This window comes from Acinetobacter sp. 10FS3-1 (assembly GCF_013343215.1).
Taxonomy (GTDB): Bacteria; Pseudomonadota; Gammaproteobacteria; order Pseudomonadales; family Moraxellaceae; genus Acinetobacter; species Acinetobacter lwoffii_C.
Window position 1 is genome coordinate 1520521 of the sequence record NZ_CP039143.1, and the last position, 22509, is coordinate 1543029.

A 22509-nucleotide genomic window follows, 5' to 3' on the forward strand; every position below is an offset into this window, starting at 1 on the left:
ATTAGTCGTGTTGATGCCGATAACGCAAATAGATGATCCAGTAACTCAGGCTTAACAGAAAGCTGAGCGCCGTAGGAATCAGGAATGCATTCAATTTTAAATAAGGATAGGTCCAACTGGCAAGGATACCACCAATCAGAAAACCAAGAAAAATCAGCCCATGCAGAATGACGCGGCGAGATTCCACTTCCAGCCTTCGCAGGCGATAGCCCAAAGCCAGACCTAAGTCCGTGAGAACACCGGATAAATGAGTGGTCCTGATAATCGTACCTTTATAATGGCTGACCATGGCATTTTGCAGACCCATCGCGACACAGGCCCAAAGCAAGGCATACCGTGGAAAATAGGGCAGTAATAACCAGCACAGAAAAATAAAAAAAGCCACCAGACTGAGAGGGTAGCCATACAGGCGCCCCAGGCGAAAGTGGCTGTTTCCAAGAATCAGGCCACTATACATAGAACCCATTACATAACACAGGATGATCAATACCAGATATAGCATCATTTCTGGCTGCCATTCTAGTAAAGCCATAGTCAGCATGCTGACATTACCGGTCATATGGGAAACAGACTGATTCAATACGGTCAGCAGTCCCAGCACGTTAATCATACCTGCATTCAGGGCAAGTAAAAACGCACCCAACTGTACCCACACTGGCAAACGCTGTAACGGCATAACAACATCATTAACAAAAAAATTATTGATTAATCAATATAAAATCAATTTAAAGCGCGGTCTACTGCTACCGTAAATAAAACATCGGTAGAGGAGTTTAAGGCAGTTTCAGTCGAGTCTTGCAAGACACTAATCACCATACCAATCGCAACCACCTGTATGGCAATATCCGAAGAAATTCCAAACAGGCCACATGCTACTGGAATGAGCAACAGGGAGCCACCGGCTACACCTGAGGCCCCACATGCAGATACCGCCGCAACAACAGACAGAATCAGCATGGTGCTAAAGTCTACGCTGATGCCCAGCGTATGAACTGCGGCTAAAGTAAGTACTGTAATGGTGACTGAAGCACCGCCCATATTGATGGTCGCACCTAGGGGAATTGCTACACTTGAGGTTGACTCACTCACTCCTAAACGCTTGGCCAGATCCAGATTAACAGGGATATTCGCTGCGGAACTGCGGGTAAAAAAGGCGGTAATGCCACTTTCCCGTAAGCAGGTAAAGACCAGAGGATAAGGATTACGGCGTGTGACCAGCGCCACCATTAAGGGGTTAATCACCAGAGCAACAAAAAGCATGGTGCCCAGAAGAACCGTGAGCAATTGGGCGTAGTTGGACAAGGTTTCAAGACCTGCTTCAGCAAAGGTCACTGCCACCAGACCAAAAATACCGACAGGCGCGAAACTAATCACCAGACGAATCACATGATTCACGGCAGAAGCAGTGTCATTCAGCAAGGTTTTGCTGCTGTCCGAAGCATGGCGAAATGCCATTCCCAAAGCCACTGCCCAAGCCAGAATGCCAATAAAGTTGGCTTCCGAAATTGCCACTATCGGGTTTGCCACAAAGCTCAGCACTAAATTCTGCAAAATTTCACCCAGGCTCCCCGGTGGTTGCAAGTCAGCCTGGGCTGCAATGTCCAGAAATAACGTGCTTGGAAACAGCATGCTCGCCACAACGGCACTGAGTGCAGCCAAGAACATGCCGGCACCATACATCAGCATGATGGGACGAATCGCGACATTGGTCTGACCAACTTTAAAATTCGCGATTGAAGCTAAGACCAGAACGAATACCAGAATCGGCGCAACAGATTTTAGTGCTTTAATAAACAGATCACCCAACAGACGGAGTGACGGCGCAGCTTCGGGAAAAACCACAGCTACGGCTACACCTAAAATAATGGCGATAATGATTCGAGAGACTAAACTTATACGCGAAAGGGCAGAAAACATAAGGTTGCCTTGTGAAAATTACGAGGGCGAAATTTAAAAAAAATTGGCACTATTTTATACTTAAATTTCAAAGGGATTGAAAATATTTTCAGATAAAAAATAAACCCTTGATATGAAATGGAAATTATAGTTAAAACCTTTTTTAAAATAATCGATTCTGTCCGTAAAATATCTATTTTGGGGCTTATTTTACCTAGAATTCCAGATTTTCATTTATCAAATAAATAGCAATTAAATATTAATCACCTAAAATTATGATTGAATGCAAGATAAAATAACTCATGGTTGAAAGTCCATTTTAACCATGAGTTTGAGCAGGATTGGACTTAAAGATTATCCTCCTGAGGCGCTTCAAAAATTTCTGGGGCCAAGTCCTGAATAGCTTGAAAATGGGTCAAATAGATCTGACCACTTAAATAGGTCAACAGTTTGGAGGTATGTAAACGATCCATCACCGGGCCTTTGACTTCAGCAAAATGCAGGCGAATATTGAGCTTGGCCAATTCAGCATTCAGCTCTTCAAGCATTTCTAGTGCACTCAGATCAATCGCACTGATACTGGAGCAGTTCAGAATAACATGCTGCAACTGATCATTATGGCTCAGCTGATTAATCAGATACCCTTTAAAACTATTGGCATTTAAAAAGGTCAGGTTTTCATCAATCCTTAAGGATAAGACACGTTCAGAAGTCCGGGTTTGATGGCGCTGAATATTACGAAAATGCTGCGTACCTTCTACCAGTCCCAGCACGGCAATATGCGGCCGGCTGATTCTCCATAACATCAGGGCAAAAGTCGACACAATACCAATCAGCAGGCCTGCACTAATATCAATCAGCACCACGCTGAAGAAGGTAATCCACATCGCAATCCCGTCGGCTTTGGAATAACGCCACGCATCTACAAAAGGCTGAAAATCAACCAGCTTCCAGATGGAAACGATAATCGTAGCGGCCAGAATGGTCAGCGGCAAATCTTCGAAAAAACTGGTAAAGAACAGGCTGACAATAATCAGGGACAATGAAGACAGCACACCTGCCATAGGACTTTTGGCACCCGCATCGGCATTCACCACAGTACGTGACAAACTGCCAGTTACAGGAAATGCCGAACTGATTCCGGCACTGATATTGGCCACCCCAAGTGCAATCAGTTCCTGATTACTGTTTAAATTACTGCGTTGCTGTAAGGCTGTGGCTTGAGCAATGGAAAGTGATTCGACAAAGCTGATCATGGCAATCATGGCGGCACCCGGTAACAGGCTGATCACCAGATCCCCGTTCCAGTGTGGAAAAGACAACGGTGGAAAGCCAGATGGAATTTCTCCCACCGTCTGAATACCTTGAAGTTTAAGATCCAGAAAAACCACAGCAGTAATCCCGAGACAGACCAAGATCAGCGGTACGGCGCGCACCAGAAAGTCAGTTGACCCGATCAGGCTCTGAATGCGTTGCGATTTTAAAATCTTGGGAAGATAAATCAGTATCAGCAGGGCACAAATGCCGAAAATCAGGCTGGGCAGATGCAGACGCGGCAGATATTCCCATAAGCTTAGCGCCAGTTCCGGAATATTATTGGCTTTTAAGGGTAAATCCACCAGAAACTTGAACTGGCCCAAGGCTATCAGTAAAGCGGAAGCTATAATAAAACTGTGAATGACCGGATGACTGATCAGCTGAATTAAGAAGCCAAACCTGAGCAGACCCAAAAGTAGGGAAATGATACCGACCAGCAGAGCCAGCAATGTGGCTGCTTCAATATACGCCGCTGAACCGACCTCAAACAGGGGATTCAAGGTGGCAAAAGTCATCATTGAAATGATGGCGACGGGACCAATAGACAAAGTAGAACTGCCACCGAGCAAGGCATAAATGATCATCGGCAGAATACTGGCATATAAACCCATCATGGGTGGTAATCCTGCCAGCATTGCATAAGCCATCCCTTGCGGAACCAGCATAGCCACCACAATAAATGCAGCCAGTGCATCAGACTTAAATTTGATTGAATTATATTGGCTTAACCAAGCCCAAGCAGGGATTTTATGCAGCAGTTTGGACTTGGAATTGGGCATATCAAGGTCTAAATCACAAATATAGATATATTATGCACAAATTCTGCTAAGAAGTCTTAAAAATAAAATGCAGCTGATAAATTTTACGCAGCATGAGTAAAAAAGCCTAGATGAAACCTGATCGTCTAAAACTGTTTGATTAAACCTCCATTTAAAATGGTTTCATCTATAACTTAATGTATTTTAGGAATTTAAATTAGAGTCCATTCTTTAACCCAAGAGTTCCTGGGGGCAATAAAGCCGGTATAAGGTATTCAGCATTTCCACCAAGTGAGGATCTTTAATAGAATAATAAATCTGTTTACCATCGCGGCGTGTACTGACCATATCGTTCCTGCGTAGCATCATGAGCTGCTGGGAAAGGGTGGGTTGTCTAATCTCGGTCATTTCTTCAATTTGAGAGACGTTCATTTCTGATTGAGAAAGATGACATAAGATAAGCAGACGGTCCGTATTAGCCAGAGACTTTAAAATAGCGACGACCTGTTGTGCTGAATCCCGCATGATGTCAATTTCGAGATCGGTTTTCATTCAGAATGTCCATTTATAAAATTACAGCGCCCCTGATTATATGAACTCATACAGGGGATTACATTGCTCAAAAAGATTAAGTTTTATTATTTTTAATGCATCCAGTTATTAAAAAAAGTTATGTATTTGATGTTAATATATAAGCAGACTTTAATGCATAGTAAAAATGTTATTTCAGCAAAGTCTCGCCATTTTGTGTAGAAGTCATCGGGCATCTACAAACAGAAAAAATGCTTGTATGATGGTGCCAACACTTGAACTTATAACATTAGGGATATACTCATGAGTACAGATCCAGCTTTTCCAACTCCTTCAAATCTCGGTATCGCCGTATATAGTAATAATGCAGACGCGATTGGAAATACACCACTAGTTCGTATTAACCGTGTAATTTCGACTGCGGCAACGGTACTTGCAAAAGTTGAAAGCCGTAATCCTGCTTTTTCAGTGAAATGCCGTATTGGTGCCGCGCTGATTGCCGATGCAGAAAAGTCGGGCAAGTTAAAGCCGGGCATGCATATTGTTGAGCCAACCAGTGGTAATACTGGTATTGCGCTGGCGTTTGTGGCTGCCGCCAAGGGCTATGATATTACTTTAACCATGCCTGCCAGCATGAGTATTGAGCGCCGTAAAGTGGTCAAAGCTTTGGGGGCGAATCTGGTACTGACAGATCCGGCCAAAGGAATGAAAGGTGCAGTCGACGAAGCCACACGTCTTCTCAATGAGAATCCGGATCTGTATTTCCTGCCACAACAGTTTGAAAACCCGGCCAACCCGAAAATTCATGAAGAAACCACCGGACCGGAAATCTGGGAAGCTACTGGTGGTAAGGTGGATATTCTGGTTGCAGGTGTCGGTACGGGGGGCACGATTACGGGTATTTCGCGTTATTTTAAACAGGTTAAAAACCAGCCTTTATATACCGTGGCAGTGGAGCCTGCTGAATCGCCAATTATCGGTCAGGCAAAGCGTGGCGAAACCCTGACACCAGGGCCACACAAAATTCAGGGAATTGGGGCGAACTTTATTCCAGCTAATCTGGATCTGGACCTGGTCGATGAAGTCATTGCCATCAACAGTACTGATGCCGTTGAATGGGCACGTAAGACAGCAACCCAGGAAGGAATTCTGGTGGGTATTTCCTGTGGCGCGGCAATGGCGGCGGCGGCACAACTGGCTGCACGACCTGAAAACGCGGGTAAAAATATTGTGGTCATTTTACCAGACGGTGGTGAGCGTTATCTATCTTCCATTCTGTTTGAAGACATCTCTGCTGAATAAGCTGATTTCGCCATCGTACTTGCAATAGACCACACAAAATGTAAAAGACCCGGAGCAGCTTCCGGGTCTTTTATTTTAAAAATCAGGTTTTAATTTTTATAGTCACCAGATAGAGAAATACTTGACCTTCCCATAGTGGGAATGTTTAAGCTATAGACTCATAAAAGTAAATATATTCCATGAGCCAGTGGAGAGCATGATGAGCAAAGTCGATAGCCCCCAACTGTATGAACAACAATTGCAGATTTCAGGAATGACCTGTGCTTCATGCGTAGCGCGGGTAGAGAAGGCTTTAAAAAAGGTGGAAGGCGTGACGGATGCACAGGTCAACCTGGCTACAGAAAAGGCCTGGGTAAAAAGCCAGCAGCCCGTTGCAGCCGCTACCTTGCTACAGGCCATTGAAAAAACCGGCTTTGCTGTGGCGACCCAGCAATTGAATCTGGGCATTGAAGGCATGACCTGTGCCTCGTGTGTGGCACGGGTAGAAAAGGCCTTGAAAAAGGTGGAAGGTGTGACGGATGCGCGAGTTAATCTGGCGACTGAACAGGCACAGGTCATTGCTCTTTCCTCACTGCAGACCTCCACTCTGGTTCAGGCGATTGAAAAGGCAGGATTTCATGTCCGTGCGGAACACATTGAGTTAAATATTGAAGGGATGACCTGTGCCTCGTGTGTGGCACGGGTAGAAAAGGCTTTGCTTAAAGTCGAAGGTGTTCAAGGAGCACAGGTCAATCTGGCGACTGAAACCGCGTGTGTACAGGCATCACGCAGCCTGCTCCCCCAACTGATTGCTGCGGTCGAAAAGGCGGGTTTTCAGGCCAGGGAGCTGAGTCATGCAACCATGGATACTCATGCCGCGTTTCAGGAGAAAAAAGCCGAGGAAACCGCAGAACTCAAGCGTGACCTGTGGATGGCGCTGGCTTTGGCGATTCCGGTATTTATTTTGGAAATGGGTTCGCATCTAATTCCTGCATTTCATCATTTTATTTTGCAGACTCTGGGGACCCAGAATAGCTGGTATTTACAGTTTGTATTGACCACCCTGATTCTGGTCTTTCCGGGAAGACGTTTTTATCAGCATGGAATTCCTGCCTTATTGCGTCTGGCACCGGACATGAATTCGCTGGTGGCAGTAGGTACACTTGCTGCCTATAGCTTTTCCTGTATTGCAACCTTCCTGCCTGAGCTTTTACCACAGGCAACCGTACATGTGTATTTTGAAGCAGCTGCCGTTATTGTGGCGTTAATTCTACTGGGACGGTATCTGGAAGCTCGGGCGAAAGGCAAAACCTCGCAGGCTATTCAGTATCTCATTGGTCTGCAGCCTAAAACGGCGCGTATCCAGCAAAATGGAGTCTGGATTGATCTGGATATTGCAGAAGTCCAGCAAGGTATGCTGATTGAAATCCGCCCGGGTGAAAAAGTGGCCGTCGATGGGGAAGTTGTCTCTGGTCAAAGCTATATTGATGAAGCCATGATCAGTGGTGAACCGCTACCGGTCATTAAACAGTCAGGTGATCAGGTCATTGGCGGTACCGTCAACCAGAATGGAACCTTGCAGATCAAGGCCACTGCGGTTGGACAGGATTCGGTACTGGCCCAGATCATTCAGATGGTGGAACAGGCACAGGGCGCCAAACTGCCTATTCAGGCGCTGGTAGACAAGGTCACTTTATGGTTTGTACCTGCGGTGATGGGGCTGGCAGCACTGACCTTTATTATCTGGTTCCTGTTCGGACCGGAGCCGAATCTAACCTATGCACTGGTCAATGCGGTTGCTGTATTGATTATTGCCTGCCCATGTGCCATGGGCCTGGCGACCCCGACTTCCATTATGGTAGGTACAGGCCGGGCCGCCGAGTTAGGGGTTTTATTCCGTAAAGGGGAAGCTTTGCAGCTTTTGCAACGTACGCAAGTGGTTGCTGTCGATAAGACCGGTACGCTGACAGAGGGTAAACCGGCTTTAACCGATTTTGAGGTTACGGAGGGTTTTGAACCTCAACGAGTTTTACAAATTGTGGCCTCAGTAGAAGCCAAGTCTGAACACCCGATAGCCCACGCAATTGTAGAGGCGGCACAGCAACAGAAGCTTGAGTTACTGGACGTGAGTGAGTTCGACTCGATTACAGGGGCAGGCGTCAAGGCGCAGGTGGCAGGACATCAGGTACATATAGGTGCCGAACGGTTGATGCTGGAACTGGGACTGGATCTTGCCCTGTTTAAACACATGGCTCAGCAATTGGGTGATCAGGGCAGAACGCCGTTATATGTCGCACTTGACCAGCAACTGGCTGCAATTATTGCGGTGGCCGATCCAATCAAGCCGACGACCTATAGCGCAATTCAGGCTCTGCATGATCAGGGGCTAAAAGTGGCCATGATCACTGGAGATAATGCCTATACTGCACAAGCCATTGCCAGAGAGTTAAAGATTGATCAGGTGATTGCAGAAGTGCTGCCGCATGAAAAAGTTGAAGCTGTACAACAATTACAGCAGCAACATGGCGTTGTGACTTTTGTGGGAGATGGGATTAATGATGCACCGGCTTTGGCTCAGGCTGATGTAGGTATGGCGATTGGCACTGGAACAGATGTCGCAATTGAAGCTGCAGATGTGGTGTTGATGTCAGGAAATTTACAGCATGTGGCGACTGGTATTGGCTTAAGTCAGGCCACAATGCGTAATATCCGCCAGAACCTGTTTTGGGCCTTTATTTATAATATCGCCTTGATTCCGATTGCAGCTGGTGTACTGTATCCATTTTTTGGCATTCTGCTTTCTCCGATGTTTGCCGCCGGTGCGATGGCTTTGTCTTCGGTATTCGTAGTGTCGAATGCGTTAAGATTAAAGACCTATCAGGCCGTCCAGTTTAAGGAACAGTCATGAATATTGGCCAGGCCGCCAGACGCTCGGGGATCTCGGCAAAAATGATCCGCTATTATGAGGAGATCGGATTATTGCCCGAACCGAAGCGCAGCACCTCAGGTTATCGCCTCTATACCGAGCAAGATATTAAAACTCTCAGCTTTATACAGCATGCGCGCGAACTGGGGTTTTCATCGACCCAGATGAAAGAACTGCTGGATTTAAGGCTGAACAGTGCCAGACATAGTGCGGATGTCAAACAGCTGGCGGAACAGCATATACAGCGTTTACAACAGAAAATTGCCGATATGCAGAAAATGATTCATATTTTGCAGCAGTCGGTAGATCAGTGTGCTGGCAATGAAGAATCGGATTGCCAGATTTTAAAACAGATCGAGCAGGGTAGCTTGCCCGAATGTTCCGGTTCAGACTGTCAAAAATAGTCCGGTATTTAAAGCATACACTCAATGAATTTACTTAATGCAATGGAGAAAGAAATGAAATTCCGTATTAACAATATGACCTGTGGTGGCTGTGCGCGCAGTGTGACAGCGACCATTAAAGATCTGGATGACCATGCAACAGTGGCGATTGATGTGGAAAGTAAACTGGTCGAAGTGCAAAGCAGCCGTAGCGAAGCTGAAATTGTCGCGGCCCTGACTGAAGATGGTTTTCCACCGGTCCCAGCAACTTAAAATAAGATCAAATGCCTAACTCAAGTTAGGCATTTTTGATTCCATGGAAGAAATTTTATCTGGCGTCATCAGCGCCTGATTAATATACAGCTTGATCAGCCGCTCACGTGAGCCGATTGATTTTTGATAGTGGGTCGAATTGAGCAGCAGTGAAGCTCCATAGGTGACTGTCCAGATATAAGATAGATAATCCCGTATTGACATGGCACTGTCTAAAGACAATAGATAATCATGCGTCATGTCTTTGATCCGGATAATTCGTTCTTCTCGAATCTGATACAGCTCCTGAAAAAGCTCTTTCAGGTTTTTTTCATTATTAGTCAGACGTTCCTCAATCACATGCAATAAAATGGTGCGATTAGAATTCAGCATGTGATACAGCATATATTGGGATACATAGTGCTTGATATCGTTATTATGATTTTTCGAAATTTCCAGAATTCTTTTTTCGTTGCGAATAATCAATTCCAGATAAAGCTGATTCTTGCTTTTAAAATGTTTATAAATTGTTCCCTTCGCGATATCCAGCTCACTAGCCAATTCACTCAAGGTAATATCCTGATGATTGTCCAGTAACAGGCATTCAGCCATGTTTAATATCTTCTCTTTACGAAGAAGAAAGTTCTGCTGTCTTACAGTCGTCATCTTCTTGGTCCATACGTCTCGAAAAAGAACAGACCCAGATTATGCAATATTTTTGCCAGTGAATATAAAACTAAGGTCGTTATTTTGCTTCAAAGCTGTATGTTTATTCATCAGTTAGCGTATTTGACTTATATAGAGCGCATCCTTCCTCAAGGATTGTCAAGAAAAATGAACCCTAAAGGTCAGTTTGCTTAAATAAAATTCCCTTTTTACCCTAATTATTCTATTTTCTGCCAAGTAAAGTCATACAGTCATGTAGCTATCACAATATTCAGCTACAGATTTGGGTATCACCATTTAAGGAAGTTGAACATGCCAATTTATAGTGCGCCTCTCAAAGACATGGAATTTATTTTAAAGGATGTGTTTCAGGCTGAAAAATTCTGGCAAGACAATGAAAAGCTGGCTCATCTTGACCTGGCCACAGCCCATGCGATTCTGGAAGAAATGGCCAAGTTTTCAAAAAACGTCATTCTGGATCTGAACCGTCCGGCCGATGAAAGCGGTGGCGCTCAATTTCATCAGGGTGAAGTGACCACCCCGGCAGGTTTTAAAGAGGCATTTCGCCAGTTTGCCGAAGGTGGCTGGGTTGGTCTGGGCGCACCCGAAGAATGGGGCGGCCAGAACATGCCTAAAATGCTCACCGTGCTGGCAGACGAGATGATCTGGAGTACCAATCCTTCCTTTATGCTTTATCCGCTATTGACGGTAGGTGCCGGCATGGCGATCAATGACCGGGCTTCTCAGGCGCAAAAAGAAACCTATCTGCCAAAATTTTATACAGGTGAATGGTCTGGCACCATGTGTCTGACTGAGCCACACTCAGGAACCGATTTAGGCATTATTAAAACCAAAGCCGAACCGAATGCTGATGGCAGCTACAATATTACCGGCACCAAAATCTTTATTACCAGTGGTGAGCATGACCTGTGCGACAACATCATTCACCTGGTTCTGGCCAAAACGCCAGATGCGCCAGCCGGTTCGCGCGGAATTTCTCTGTTTATTGTGCCGAAGTTTCTGGTCAATGCTGACGGTTCTCTGGGTGAGCGAAATGCCGTATCGGCCGGTTCTATCGAACATAAAATGGGGATTAAAGGCTCTGCAACCTGTGTAATGAACTTTGACGGCGCCAAAGGCTATCTGGTGGGCAATGAAAATGAAGGTCTGGCCGGCATGTTCGTAATGATGAATTATGAACGTCTGTCGATGGGCATTCAGGGAATTGGTGCTGCGGAGTTTGCCTATCAGAATGCCGCCCAATATACGACCGACCGTTTACAGGGACGTGCCTCAACAGGTGCAAAATCACCTGAAAAACCGGCAGACTCAATTCTGGTTCATGGTGATGTACGCCGTATGTTATTGAATGTCCGTGCTAATAATGAGGCTTCACGGGCATTTGCGGTATATGTGGGACAACAGCTCGACATTACCAAATATTCTAATGACCCGGAAGCAATACGTAAAGCCACAGACCGTGTCGCGCTACTTACCCCAATTGCCAAAGCCTATCTGACCGATAAAGCACTGGATTCTGCACTGGAAGCGCAAATGTGCTTCGGTGGTCATGGTTATATCCGTGAATGGGGAATGGAGCAATGTATTCGCGACCTGCGTATTGCACAGATTTATGAGGGCACCAACGGGGTCCAGGCAATTGACCTGATTGGCCGTAAGACTACCAAATGCAAAGGAGCGTATTTAGCTGAATATCTAAGTGAAATTCGTGAGTTTGCCCAAGGCTTGGATGACAGTCTAACGATTAAAGCAGTGACTCTGGATGTGTGTCAAAAACTGGAAGATATTACCGCCTATATCATTACCCAGTCTCAGACTGATTCTAATTTCTCCAATGCCGTTGCAGTAGACTATCTGCATGCCGTGGGACTGCTCAGCTTTGTGTATATGTATGCACGTATCAGTCAGGCAGCCAGCTTAAAAGCGGAAAGTTTTTATCAGCATAAACTGGTTCTGGCCGACTATTATATTGCCAAAGTTCTGCCGGATCTGGATGCACGTTTGCAACGCATTCAGGCAGGTGCCGATCTGGTCATGCAGTTGCCGGAAGATTATTTTACTGCTCAGGCCTAATGATTAAAAAAGATCAAAAAACTGGTCACCAGAGAGACATTGCAGTCTATATGCACTGCAATGTCTGATTACTGAAAAAGAATAGAAGGATGAATATCATGATCGTAATCGTAGAAGCTGTACGTACCGCCATGGGCGGTTTCCAAGGTTCACTCTCTAGCTACACAGCACCAGATTTGGGGGCGGCTGCAATTAAAGAAGTGGTGGCACGTTCGGGTTTACAGCCCAATGAAATTGATGAAGTGATCATGGGCTGTGTACTGCCAGCAGGGCTTAAACAGGGACCGGCACGTCAGGCGATGCGTCAGGCAGGCTTACCTGATGCTACGGGTGCAACCACCATCAATAAAATCTGCGGCTCAGGCATGAAAGCCGTGATACAGGCCGCAGATGCAATCAAAGCGGGTTCGGCTGAAATTGTGGTAGCAGGTGGCATGGAGTCTATGTCAAATGCGCCCTATTTGATGGATAAGGCGCGTGCCGGTTTTCGCATGGGGCATGGCAAAGTCACTGATCATATGTTTCAAGAAGGGCTGGAAGATGCTGAGACAGGCCTGTCAATGGGAATTCTAGCGCAGGACATGGCAGACAAAAAAGGCTATACCCGTGAACAGCAGGATCAATATGCGATTGCTTCACTAAACAAGGCGGTTGCAGCGATTGAGGGCGGGTTCTTTAAAGATGAAATTGTACCGGTGGTGGTCAGCAGTCGCAAAGGCCAGGTCACAGTTGATCAGGATGAACAGCCTTTAAATGCCAAGGTAGACAAGATTCCAAGCTTGCGCCCGGCCTTCAAGAAAGACGGCACCATTACTGCGGCAAATGCCAGTTCAATTTCAGATGGTGCCTCTGCATTGTTAGTAACTTCAAGCGAGATTGCAGCAGAGCGGGGCTTAACACCGCTTGCCAATATTGTGGCTTATGCCAGCCATTCACAACATCCAAGTGAATTTACCATTGCACCGGTTGGCGCCATTGAAAAAGTATTAAAGCAAACCGGTTGGAATGCCAAAGAAGTCGATCTGTGGGAAATTAATGAAGCATTTGCCATGGTGACGATGGCTGCAATAGATGCCTTTGATCTGGATACAGCCAAAGTCAACATCAATGGCGGTGCCTGCGCTTTAGGTCATCCACTCGGTTCTTCAGGCTCGCGTATTATTGTGACCTTGATTCATGCCTTAAAACGTACCGGCGGCAAGAAGGGCATTGCCGCACTCTGTATCGGCGGCGGTGAAGCAACTGCGATTGCAGTAGAACTGGTTTAAGTCCGTCCAGAACTCAATGCTCGAATGAGCAAAATTAACTATTGATTCAGAGAGTTATGCTTTTGGTTCGCCAGAAGCAAACATTTGTTTATTTTATATTTTTTGAGATTTTTTATGAACGGTTTAGAGCGCATTCGTTTGCTCCCATTACAAGATAAAGTGGTATCTGTAGAACAAGCACTACAACTCATTCAAGAGGGCGATGTAATTGGTTTAAGCGGTTTTGGTGGAGCAGGTGAGGCGAAAACTGTGCCTTTGGCATTGGCTGAGTATGCACAGAAGCATCCAATCCATATTACCTTGGCGACAGGTGCAAGTCTGGGGAACCAGATTGATGGCAAACTTAATGAAGCGCACGTTATAACCCGCCGTTATCCTTATCAGGCCGATCCTTCTTTACGTAAAGCGATTAATGCGGGCGAAGTCATGTATGTCGATCAGCATCTCTCTGAGCTGGCCGACAATATCCGTCATAAAAACCTGCCCGCAATTAATGTAGCTATCATTGCAGCCACCGCCATCACCGAAGATGGTCAGATTATTCCAACAGGCTCTTGCGGAAATTCTGCAAATTTCATCGAAATGGCAGACCGGGTCATCATTGAAATTGACATGACGATTAACCCTGTGCTTGAAGGGGTTCACGATATTTATTTGCCACAAGCTCGTCCAAACCGCGGGCCAATTCCGCTGATACAAGCCAGTGACAAGATTGGAACGATCGGGATTCATGTGGCGCCTGAAAAAATTGCTGCGATTGTGATGAACGAGATTCCAGATACTTCCTTTGGTATGGACCAACCAGATGAAGAAACGCTGGCAATTGCAAGTCACCTGATTGATTTTTTTGAGCAGGAGGTCGCAGCAGGGCGTTTACCGGAAAATCTGGGGCCACTGCAATCAGGTGTGGGCTCAGTGGCTAATGCGGTATTTGCCGGCTTTGAACACTCCAGTTTTAATAACTTGGAAATGTATTCTGAAGTTTTGCAGGACTGCACTTTCCAGCTTATCGACTCCGGCAAGATGACCTTTGCTTCTGGCTGTTCCATGACCCTGAGCGATGGCTGGGCCGCACGGGTGATGAAGAATTTTGATCAGTATAAAGATAAAATTGTTTTGCGCCCGCAGGAAATTTCCAATAATCCCGAACTGATTCGCCGCCTCGGTATTATTGCGATTAATACGGTACTGGAGTTTGATATTTACGGAAATGTGAACTCCACTCATGTCGCGGGGACCAAGATGATGAATGGTATTGGTGGCTCGGGAGATTTTACCCGCCATGCGCATCTTGCCATCTTTGTGACCAAATCCTATGCCAAAGGTGGGGCAATTTCTTCGGTAGTTCCTCTGGTGAGCCACATTGACCATACCGACCATGACGTAGATATTTTGGTGACTGAGCAAGGTTTGGCAGATCTGCGCGGCCTGGCGCCGCGTGAACGTGCCCGCAAGATTATTGATATCTGTGCTCATCCGGATTATCGCGAAAGTTTGAATGATTATTTTGAGCGTGCTTGTGCACGTGGTGGCCATACACCGCACTTATTAAATGAAGCATTGTCCTGGCATGCTCAATTTGAAGAAACCGGTTCAATGAAAATCGCTTAAAATTCTGAATTGCATTGATTGTAAAATAAAGCCCGTCTAAGACGGGCTTTATTCAGTTTTTGTCGTTTCAACATTCTTTGAACTATTTAAAAACTTTTTCCAGTACATGGCGGTGAATGAAACGCAGTTTATCTTTGACGCTTTCTGAGAGCTTGAAAGGATAGGCATCTTCTAGCCCCATACTGCGGTTCAACGCATTCAGATTGAAAGTCAGCGTAATCCAGTTTTCTAAAATATGTTCAAAATCCTGTCCGCCAATCGGGCATTCCTTAAAATTCATACTGGCCAGGTCTCGATTATTTCCTTGCACACGCAGGCCCGCATAATAGGCAGTTTCGAGAGTTTCCATCATGTGCAGATAATGCGCCCAGGTTTCGGCCCAGTCTTCCCACGGGTGAGCCGACGCATAGCTGCTGATATAGTTCTCCTGCCAGTTGATGGGTGCGCCTTTGTTATAGTGACGTTCCAGAGATTGACTATAATCTTGCTGTTCATTACCAAAATACAGGCGAAACTCATCCAGCAGTTCAGGATGTAAATGCTGCATGACATTAAAATAGTAATGACCGCTTTCATGGCGAAAGTGCCCCAATAAAGTCCGGTAATTTTCACCCATATTTACCCGTGTTGTTTCTCGATAAACCACATCTGCCTCAATGGCATTCAGGGTAATGACGCCATTGGAGTGTCCTGTCAGCACTGGTTTATCTTCTTCGGGCAGAATAAAGTCAAAGCGTATTCCAAAGGGATCATTCTCTGAATATTTCGGACGCGGCATCATATTCATGCCCAGGGCCAGATATAGAAAACGGCGCTTGGCTTCTTCCAGACGGAACCAGTAAATCAGGTTTTCTGTATTCTCCAGATTGGGAATTACATGGGTCAGCTGGCAGGATTCACAGAAATCTTCTTCATCACTGCTGGGAATCATCCAGTTACAAACCTGATAGTGGGTATAGTTATGACAGGGCTTGTAACTGGTATGCCGATATTGCTTGGCCACCGGAATCCATTCCGTCGGGCTTTGTTTCTTGAATGTACACAGCTCTTTTTCAGAAGCGACATAACCGATGGGAAGCAGGCAATGATCACATACTGATTTATAAAAAAAGATCTGTCGGTGGCAAATTGCACATTCAAAATATTTCATTTCTGCTCCCTTGCAGTTTTATCTTCTTTACTTACCTCTTTATAAAATAGAGAGGTGATTCCAGAAACCAAACTGCATCACGGCATATGTGTTTTAATAAGAATAATAAAAACTTCAGCAAAAACCTGATACTTATAATTTGTAAAGACAAGCATAAAAGTCATATCTGCTATGTTTTTCAGATTTTTTAATTTAAAAATCAAAAGGATAGATAGGTGATGAAATTAATTTTACGGTTTTAAATTTAGGCAGCCTCTAAGTTATTACCCAATTCGATTGAAAGTGAATGCTTTATTTCGATGCACAAAGATTATTCTGCCGGGTTTGAGCCTCAACTTCTTAGAGTTCAATAAAGCAGCTATTAAAGAGTAAGGTTTTATTGATCGCCCATTTATCCATACTTTATTTTTCTTCGGCAACTCAGACTTCAACTTAGATGCTTATGTGTCGCTGCTATTTGCGTATTGATAAATTTAAATTATTTTTTAAACCATAAAATTAAACTTTCAGCTATTAGATCTCATCCCATTTTTAATTAGTCATACGATGGGCTAAGGCATAGAATTAATTTACTTTTGTGGTCGTGGCATAGGGCAATGAGCTGGATTTTCTTTACTTTAATGGCGGCATTTATGCAAGCCTGGCGTAATGCCTTCCAAAAACAGCTAAGTACAACGGTAGATGTTTGGGGAGTTACCCTTGCACGCTTTATCTTTGGATTGCCATTTGCCGCGCTTTATCTCAGTAGTTTGTATGATCTGAAACCGGCTGAAAATATCGTGCATTTTAGCCCAAAATTCTGGATCTATATTGTGATTGCCGGCTCAAGTCAGATTTTAGCGACTGCGCTGATGGTGCAGCTCTTTAAGCAGAAAAATTACGCCATTGGCGTAGGACTCGCTAAAAGTGAAGCCATACTGGCTGCCATGATTGGGGTTGCCTTTTTATCCGACCAGTTGTCTGTTTTGGCCTGGACAGGCGTGGCGCTGGGTGCTTATGCCGTTTTTCTCTTGAGTAAAGGTCGGGAGGTGACTGGATTTTCTCCCAAAACTCTGGTTATTGGAATCGGAAGTGGTTTAAGTTTTGCAATTACCTCACTTCTGGTACGCGAAGCCAGTCTGGAGCTGAATACCTTGCCGACTTTACATCGGGCGGCCTGGGTCTTGATGATGGTCATCAGCTTTCAGTGCCTGAGCATGCTGATATATCTGAGCATTTTTAGTCGCCAGACTTTAGTAGAAATGTGGCAGCGTCTGGGGTTGGTCTTTAAAGTTAGTATCTGCAGTTTTATGGCATCACTTGGTTGGTTTACCGCCATGAGCATGATGAGCGTACCGGTAGTCAAAACCTTGGGACAAATCGAGATTTTGTTTAGTATGCTGATTTCTGCTTATTTCTTTAAAGAAAAACTGGCCCGTACTGAACACTGGGGCTTGGTTCTGGTGGTGATGGGGGCGGTTTTGGTGATCTGGGCCTAGAGTCTGTATATAAAAAAGCCACTGTTGAGCAGTGGCTTTTCCTTGATTCAATAATGCGTTTAAGCAGCAAGAAATGCCTGAACTGCCTGATTAAAGGCTTCAGCTTGCTCTACACTGGAAATATGTGAGGCATTGATTTCACAGAGCTGGCTATTGACGATACTGTGTTGCATGGCCTGAGCGTCTGCCACTGTGGTAACCGGATCTTGCTGACCTGCCACAATCAGTACCGGTACCAAAACTGATTTGATTTGCTCACGTAAATCCGCTTTAGCCAAAGCTTCACAGCAGCTTGCATAACCTTCCGGGCTGCCAGCTCCAAGGTCGTTTGAAAGTTCTGCCACAATTGCTGCGTTGCTTTGGATAAAGGGTTCAGTAAACCAGCGTGATGCGGCAGTGGATGCGATCGGTGCCAGACCTTGTGCACGAACCAAGGCCGCACGTTCCAGCCAGGCTTGCTCCTGACCGATCTTCGCGGCTGTATTGGCCACAATCACGTGATTAAAACGTTCAGGGTGATTAATTGCCAACCATTGCCCGGTTAGCCCACCCATAGAAATACCGCAAAAAGCGGCTTTCTGGATATTCAGATGATCCAGTAAATGGATGACGTCTTGACCTAACTGATCAAGTTGATAGGGGCCTTGTGGTGCTGTTGAGCCTCCATGACCGCGAGTGTCATAACACACCACAAAATAATCTTTTTGAAAAAATTCAATTTGTGGCTGCCACATACTGAATTTAGTACCCAACGAATTGGAAAAAACCAGCGCAGGCTTGGTGGCATCGCCAAAAGTCTGATAATTGATCTGTGCATCATTTGATGTAAATGTTGGCATGAAATATTCCTTTGTAGGTCCTAAACCCTCTTGTTTTATCAAAGGGAGCTGAGGAAGAATTCTTTATTTAAACACGCTCAATAATTAAAGCGATACCTTGACCCACCCCAATACACATGGCGCAGAGGGCATATTGTCCACCGCTCTGTTCCAGCTGATTTAAGGCCGTAGTAACCAGACGCGCACCGGATGCACCGAGTGGATGACCCAAGGCAATCGCACCACCATTCGGGTTAACTTTCTCCGAGCCATCTGCAAGGCCCAGGTCACGGGTGCAGGCCAGAGCCTGAGCTGCAAAAGCTTCGTTTAACTCAATCACATCCATCTGCTCTAGAGTCAGACCGGTTTGAGTGAGCAGCTTTTTGATCGCAGGTGCAGGACCAAACCCCATGATGCGCGGTTCAACCCCTACGACAGTTGAGCCAATAATTTTGGCCCGTGCTTTTAAGCCGTGTTGTGCCATTGCTTCATCCGAGGCAATTAACAGTGCAGCCGCACCATCATTAATCCCTGAGGCATTACCGGCGGTGATGGTTCCGTCTGCTTTGACCACAGGTTTCAGTTTGGCCAACGCCTCTGCCGTGGTTGAAGCACGTGGGTGTTCATCCTGATTCACGACAACCGGATCGCCTTTACGCTGTGGAATGACCACCGGAATAATTTCATGAGTAAAGAAGCCTTTGGCTTGTGCTGCCGCTGTGCGCTGCTGACTGGTCAGGGCAAAACGGTCCTGATCTTCACGGTTAATGTTGAACTGTTGCGCGACGTTTTCCGCCGTTTGCGGCATGGTTTCAACACCATATAATGCTTTGAGTTTTGGATTGATAAAACGCCAGCCCATGGTGGTATCTTCAATGTTCTGGCTACGGCCATAGGCGGTTTCAGATTTGCCCATTACAAAGGGCGCGCGCGACATAGATTCTACCCCACCAGCAACTATCAGGTTGGCTTCACCGGCTTTAATTGCACGTGCTGCCAGGGCGACTGCATCCAGCGACGAGCCACACAGACGGTTGACAGTGGTGGCAGGGACTTGATAAGGCAAACCGGCCAGCAAGGCTGACATACGGCCCACGTTACGGTTATCTTCACCCGCCTGGTTGGCGCAGCCATAGATGACATCATCTAGCTGTTCCCAGTTGACGGATGGATTACGTTCCATGAGGGCTTTGATCGGTAATGCGCCCAAGTCATCTGCACGAACAGGCGCGAGACCACCAGCATAACGGCCAAATGGGGTACGAATGGCATCGATAATATATGCGTTTTTCATATCTAATCTCTTCTTTATAAAGTTCCCTCTACTTTATTGGAGAGGGTTAGGGAGAGGTTTGTTAAATTTTCCCTCATCCTAGCCTTCTCCCAGAGGGAGAAGGAACCTCAGGTATCTTTTAGAATGGGGTTTGAATTTGCTAAAGTTCTTAACCCCGAGTCGCATCAATCAGCGTTGCACCCGTCATCGACTGTAATTCTGCAAATGACAAACCTTCTACTTTTTCGACCACTTTCATGCCATCCGCAGTTATATCAATGATGCAGAGGTCAGTATAAATGCGGTCTACACATTTCAGACCGGTTGCCGGATAGCTCAGCTCAGCCACAATCTTAGCTTCCCCATTTTTGGTGACATGATCAGTAGTGATAAAGACTTTTTTGGCGCCCACAGCCAAATCCATTGCACCGCCAACGGCTGGAATCGCATCTGGTGCGCCGGTATGCCAGTTGGCCAAATCTCCATTTTCAGCCACTTGGAAAGCTCCAAGTACTGCAATATCCAGATGACCGCCCCGCATCATGGCGAATGAATCACCGTGATGGAAAAAGCTGCCTCCGGTGAGCATGGTGACGTATTCTTTACCGGCATTAATCAGCTCCGGATCACGGTCTTTTTCCGCAGGAGGCGGGCCGAACGCCAGCAGGCCATTTTCCGAATGCAGAAAGACGTCTTTATCGTCAGGCAGGTAGCTGGCAATTTTAGTCGGCAGGCCAATGCCCAGATTGACATAGGCGCCATCTGGAATGTCTTGTGCCACACGCTCGGCAATCTGGTCACGGGTCAGTTTGATATAGCTCATGAATCCTCTCTCCTTAGCTGCAATTACTGTGCAGGTTGAACCTGAACCACGTGTTGAACAAAAATCCCCGGGGTAATAATGTGCTCCGGGTCCAGGGCACCGAGTTCAACCACTTCAGAAACCTGGGCGATGGTGACATCGGCTGCCATCGCCATGATCGGGCCAAAGTTACGGGCAGATTTACGGTATACCAGATTGCCCCAGCGATCGCCTTGAGACGCTTTGATCAGGGCAAAATCTGCCTTGATCGGATTTTCCAGTACATAGTCTTTGCCTTCATAGTTGAGGGTCGGTTTGCCTTCAGCCAGCAAAGTACCGAAACCGGTGGGGGTATAAATAGGTCCTAAGCCCATGCCAGCCGCCTGAATACGGCAAGCCAGATTGCCCTGCGGTACCAGTTCCAGTTCAATCTTTCCGGCACGGTACAGCTCATCAAAGACCCAGGAGTCGGATTGACGCGGGAAAGAACAGATAATTTTACGAACAGCACCAGATTTGAGCAGCTTAGCCAAACCATAATCACCATTTCCGGCATTGTTATTGACAATAATCAGGTCCTTGATGCCCAATTCGATCAGACCATCAATCAGTTCAGCAGGCTGACCTGCTGTACCAAAGCCACCGATCATGACGGTTGAGCCATCCTTAATTTGTGCAAGTGCTTCGGTTAAAGCAGATGATTTATCAATCATAATATTTCCTAATTCAACAAATGGTCATTAACGCTGGGTTTGAGTGCCCGTCACAGCAACAGTCTGGCCAGTGCGTTTGGTTAAAATCACATGTGCCACAATACCGATACAAATGCCCCAGAAGACGGAACTGAGCCCTAAAAAACTCATGCCTGATGCGGTGGCCATAAAGGTAATTAATGCCGAATCACGTTGTGATTCATTGTGCATTGCTGTGGAAATATTAGTGGCAATCGCGCCAAGTAGAGCCAGTCCTGCAAGAGCCGCAACCAGTTCTTTGGGCAAGATGCTGAACAGCATGACAATACTGCCTGCAAACAAACCGCCTAAAATGTAAAAAATGCCGTTGGCAATACCGGCGATATAACGCTTTTCCTTGAGTTCGTGGGCATCTTTACCGGTACACAGCGCGGCGGTAATCGCAGCGAGTACAATCGTAATCCCGCCCACAATCGCCACGCCTACAGAAACAATACTGGCCAGACTCAGGATCGGTTTGGCCGGCATGTCATATCCACTGAGCTTTAAAATGGCCATCCCCGGTAAAAACTGTCCTGTCAGACTGACAATGGTCAAAGGCAGGGCTAGGTTTAAAGTGGATGACCAGGTCCATTGCGGCATGATCAGCTCCGGAATAGCCAATGAAAAACTCATGGCAACCGGATTGATCTTCCCAAAGATAAAACTGAGGCTAATGCCTGCAATCAGAACCCAAATAATGGCATAGCGGGGAGAAAAGCGTTTGGCCAGTAAAAAGCACAGCAGCATGCCAAAGACCACATAAGGCATGCTGTCGGTTGCTTTAAATAATCCGATCCCGAATTGAAAGAGAATACCGGCCATCATGCCGGCAGCCAGTCCTTGAGGAATGGCTTTTAAAAGCCGGTCAAATGATCCGGTGACCCCAATGATAAAAATAATGATGGCTGAGCTAATATAAGCCGCCACCATTTCATTGAGAGTAATCCCTGGAAACAGGGCAACCAGTAAAGCTGTACCCGGAGCGGACCAGGCGGTAATCACCGGGACTTTAAATTTGATGGATAAAATAATACCGGTGATGGCTGCCCCAATTGAACTGCCCCAGATCCATGAGGCCATCATGCTGGATGAAACGTCAGCCTGTTGGGCGGCCTGAAAGAAGATAATCATGGGGCCGGCATAGGAAATCAGCACTGCTAAAAATCCTGCAACAGTGGCTGAAATAGACCAGTCATTTTTTAATGTTTTAACTAGGGTTCCCATTGCGATTTGCCTCCTTGCATTCAATGATCCCGTAAACGTTCAGATAA

At 46.0% G+C, this 22509-nt stretch carries 19 protein-coding genes and 1 pseudogene; 9 read left to right on the plus strand and 11 right to left on the minus strand.

What is annotated here, in order from left to right; translation table 11 throughout:
* Nucleotide 1: 1 nt before the first annotated feature.
* The 4 genes from E5Y90_RS07215 to E5Y90_RS07230 all read right to left on the minus strand — a co-directional run bounded on the left by E5Y90_RS07215 (nucleotide 2) and on the right by E5Y90_RS07230 (nucleotide 4523).
* On the minus strand, nucleotides 2-676 hold the full coding sequence (locus E5Y90_RS07215) for a YoaK family protein (RefSeq protein WP_174659822.1): 675 nt from the start codon (nucleotides 674-676) through the stop codon (nucleotides 2-4).
* Nucleotides 677-720: 44 nt separating this feature from the next.
* Complete coding sequence (gene sstT / locus E5Y90_RS07220; protein ID WP_174659823.1) at nucleotides 721-1917, minus strand: serine/threonine transporter SstT; 1197 nt, start codon at nucleotides 1915-1917, stop codon at nucleotides 721-723.
* Nucleotides 1918-2243: 326 nt separating this feature from the next.
* Nucleotides 2244-3992 carry a SulP family inorganic anion transporter gene (locus E5Y90_RS07225; RefSeq protein WP_174659824.1) on the minus strand — a complete coding sequence of 583 codons (1749 nt, stop codon included), beginning with the start codon at nucleotides 3990-3992 and terminating at the stop codon, nucleotides 2244-2246.
* A 210-nt stretch (nucleotides 3993-4202) separates the two neighbouring features.
* Nucleotides 4203-4523 carry an ArsR/SmtB family transcription factor gene (locus E5Y90_RS07230; RefSeq protein ID WP_151206368.1) on the minus strand — a complete coding sequence of 107 codons (321 nt, stop codon included), beginning with the start codon at nucleotides 4521-4523 and terminating at the stop codon, nucleotides 4203-4205.
* Nucleotides 4524-4805: 282 nt separating this feature from the next.
* Between E5Y90_RS07230 and cysK the strand changes: the two genes are divergently transcribed.
* The 5 genes and pseudogenes from cysK (at nucleotide 4806) to E5Y90_RS07250 (ending at nucleotide 9365) form a co-directional block, all read left to right on the plus strand.
* Complete coding sequence (cysK, locus tag E5Y90_RS07235; RefSeq protein ID WP_174659825.1) at nucleotides 4806-5804, plus strand: cysteine synthase A; 999 nt, start codon at nucleotides 4806-4808, stop codon at nucleotides 5802-5804.
* A 253-nt stretch (nucleotides 5805-6057) separates the two neighbouring features.
* Nucleotides 6058-6165: pseudogene (locus E5Y90_RS17685) on the plus strand (cation transporter); the annotation flags it as partial.
* 93 nt (nucleotides 6166-6258) lie between these two features.
* Nucleotides 6259-8691, plus strand: coding sequence for a heavy metal translocating P-type ATPase (locus E5Y90_RS07240; RefSeq protein WP_416377167.1), 2433 nt, complete (start codon nucleotides 6259-6261; stop codon nucleotides 8689-8691).
* Nucleotides 8688-9113: a Cu(I)-responsive transcriptional regulator gene (cueR, locus tag E5Y90_RS07245; RefSeq protein WP_151203393.1), complete on the plus strand. Its 426-nt coding sequence runs from the start codon at nucleotides 8688-8690 to the stop codon at nucleotides 9111-9113. The genes E5Y90_RS07240 and cueR overlap by 4 nt, the downstream gene beginning before the upstream one ends.
* 54 nt (nucleotides 9114-9167) lie before the next feature.
* The gene (locus tag E5Y90_RS07250; protein ID WP_174659827.1) at nucleotides 9168-9365 is read left to right on the plus strand and encodes a heavy-metal-associated domain-containing protein; all 198 of its coding nucleotides are present in this window, start codon (nucleotides 9168-9170) and stop codon (nucleotides 9363-9365) included.
* Between the two features lie 15 nt (nucleotides 9366-9380).
* On the opposite strand, the gene E5Y90_RS07255 is transcribed toward E5Y90_RS07250, so the two are convergent.
* Nucleotides 9381-10010: a TetR/AcrR family transcriptional regulator gene (locus tag E5Y90_RS07255; RefSeq protein WP_151203395.1), complete on the minus strand. Its 630-nt coding sequence runs from the start codon at nucleotides 10008-10010 to the stop codon at nucleotides 9381-9383.
* 312 nt (nucleotides 10011-10322) lie between these two features.
* Here E5Y90_RS07255 and E5Y90_RS07260 point away from each other — a divergent pair, with 312 nt between their 5' ends.
* The 3 genes from E5Y90_RS07260 (at nucleotide 10323) to E5Y90_RS07270 (ending at nucleotide 14983) form a co-directional block, all read left to right on the plus strand.
* Nucleotides 10323-12104, plus strand: coding sequence for an acyl-CoA dehydrogenase C-terminal domain-containing protein (locus E5Y90_RS07260; protein ID WP_174659828.1), 1782 nt, complete (start codon nucleotides 10323-10325; stop codon nucleotides 12102-12104).
* A gap of 98 nt (nucleotides 12105-12202) precedes the next feature.
* Nucleotides 12203-13372, plus strand: coding sequence for a thiolase family protein (locus E5Y90_RS07265; protein WP_174659829.1), 1170 nt, complete (start codon nucleotides 12203-12205; stop codon nucleotides 13370-13372).
* Nucleotides 13373-13486: 114 nt separating this feature from the next.
* Nucleotides 13487-14983, plus strand: a complete 1497-nt coding sequence (locus E5Y90_RS07270) for a succinate CoA transferase (protein ID WP_174659830.1) — start codon at nucleotides 13487-13489, stop codon at nucleotides 14981-14983.
* A gap of 82 nt (nucleotides 14984-15065) precedes the next feature.
* On the opposite strand, the gene E5Y90_RS07275 is transcribed toward E5Y90_RS07270, so the two are convergent.
* The gene (locus E5Y90_RS07275) at nucleotides 15066-16133 is read right to left on the minus strand and encodes a zinc-binding metallopeptidase family protein (protein WP_174659831.1); all 1068 of its coding nucleotides are present in this window, start codon (nucleotides 16131-16133) and stop codon (nucleotides 15066-15068) included.
* Between the two features lie 596 nt (nucleotides 16134-16729).
* Between E5Y90_RS07275 and E5Y90_RS07280 the strand changes: the two genes are divergently transcribed.
* The gene (locus E5Y90_RS07280) at nucleotides 16730-17611 is read left to right on the plus strand and encodes a DMT family transporter (RefSeq protein ID WP_174659832.1); all 882 of its coding nucleotides are present in this window, start codon (nucleotides 16730-16732) and stop codon (nucleotides 17609-17611) included.
* A 59-nt stretch (nucleotides 17612-17670) separates the two neighbouring features.
* Here E5Y90_RS07280 and pcaD read toward each other — a convergent pair whose 3' ends face one another.
* The 5 genes from pcaD to benE all read right to left on the minus strand — a co-directional run bounded on the left by pcaD (nucleotide 17671) and on the right by benE (nucleotide 22462).
* Nucleotides 17671-18450 carry a 3-oxoadipate enol-lactonase gene (gene pcaD / locus E5Y90_RS07285; RefSeq protein WP_174659833.1) on the minus strand — a complete coding sequence of 260 codons (780 nt, stop codon included), beginning with the start codon at nucleotides 18448-18450 and terminating at the stop codon, nucleotides 17671-17673.
* Between the two features lie 67 nt (nucleotides 18451-18517).
* Nucleotides 18518-19723: a 3-oxoadipyl-CoA thiolase gene (gene pcaF, locus E5Y90_RS07290; protein WP_174659834.1), complete on the minus strand. Its 1206-nt coding sequence runs from the start codon at nucleotides 19721-19723 to the stop codon at nucleotides 18518-18520.
* A 148-nt stretch (nucleotides 19724-19871) separates the two neighbouring features.
* Nucleotides 19872-20525 (minus strand): 3-oxoacid CoA-transferase subunit B, encoded by a 654-nt coding sequence (locus E5Y90_RS07295; protein WP_174659835.1) that lies wholly within the window; start codon nucleotides 20523-20525, stop codon nucleotides 19872-19874.
* A 23-nt stretch (nucleotides 20526-20548) separates the two neighbouring features.
* Nucleotides 20549-21217 carry a 3-oxoacid CoA-transferase subunit A gene (locus tag E5Y90_RS07300; RefSeq protein WP_151203404.1) on the minus strand — a complete coding sequence of 223 codons (669 nt, stop codon included), beginning with the start codon at nucleotides 21215-21217 and terminating at the stop codon, nucleotides 20549-20551.
* A 27-nt stretch (nucleotides 21218-21244) separates the two neighbouring features.
* Nucleotides 21245-22462 carry a benzoate/H(+) symporter BenE gene (benE, locus tag E5Y90_RS07305; RefSeq protein WP_174659836.1) on the minus strand — a complete coding sequence of 406 codons (1218 nt, stop codon included), beginning with the start codon at nucleotides 22460-22462 and terminating at the stop codon, nucleotides 21245-21247.
* Nucleotides 22463-22509: the final 47 nt, after the last annotated feature.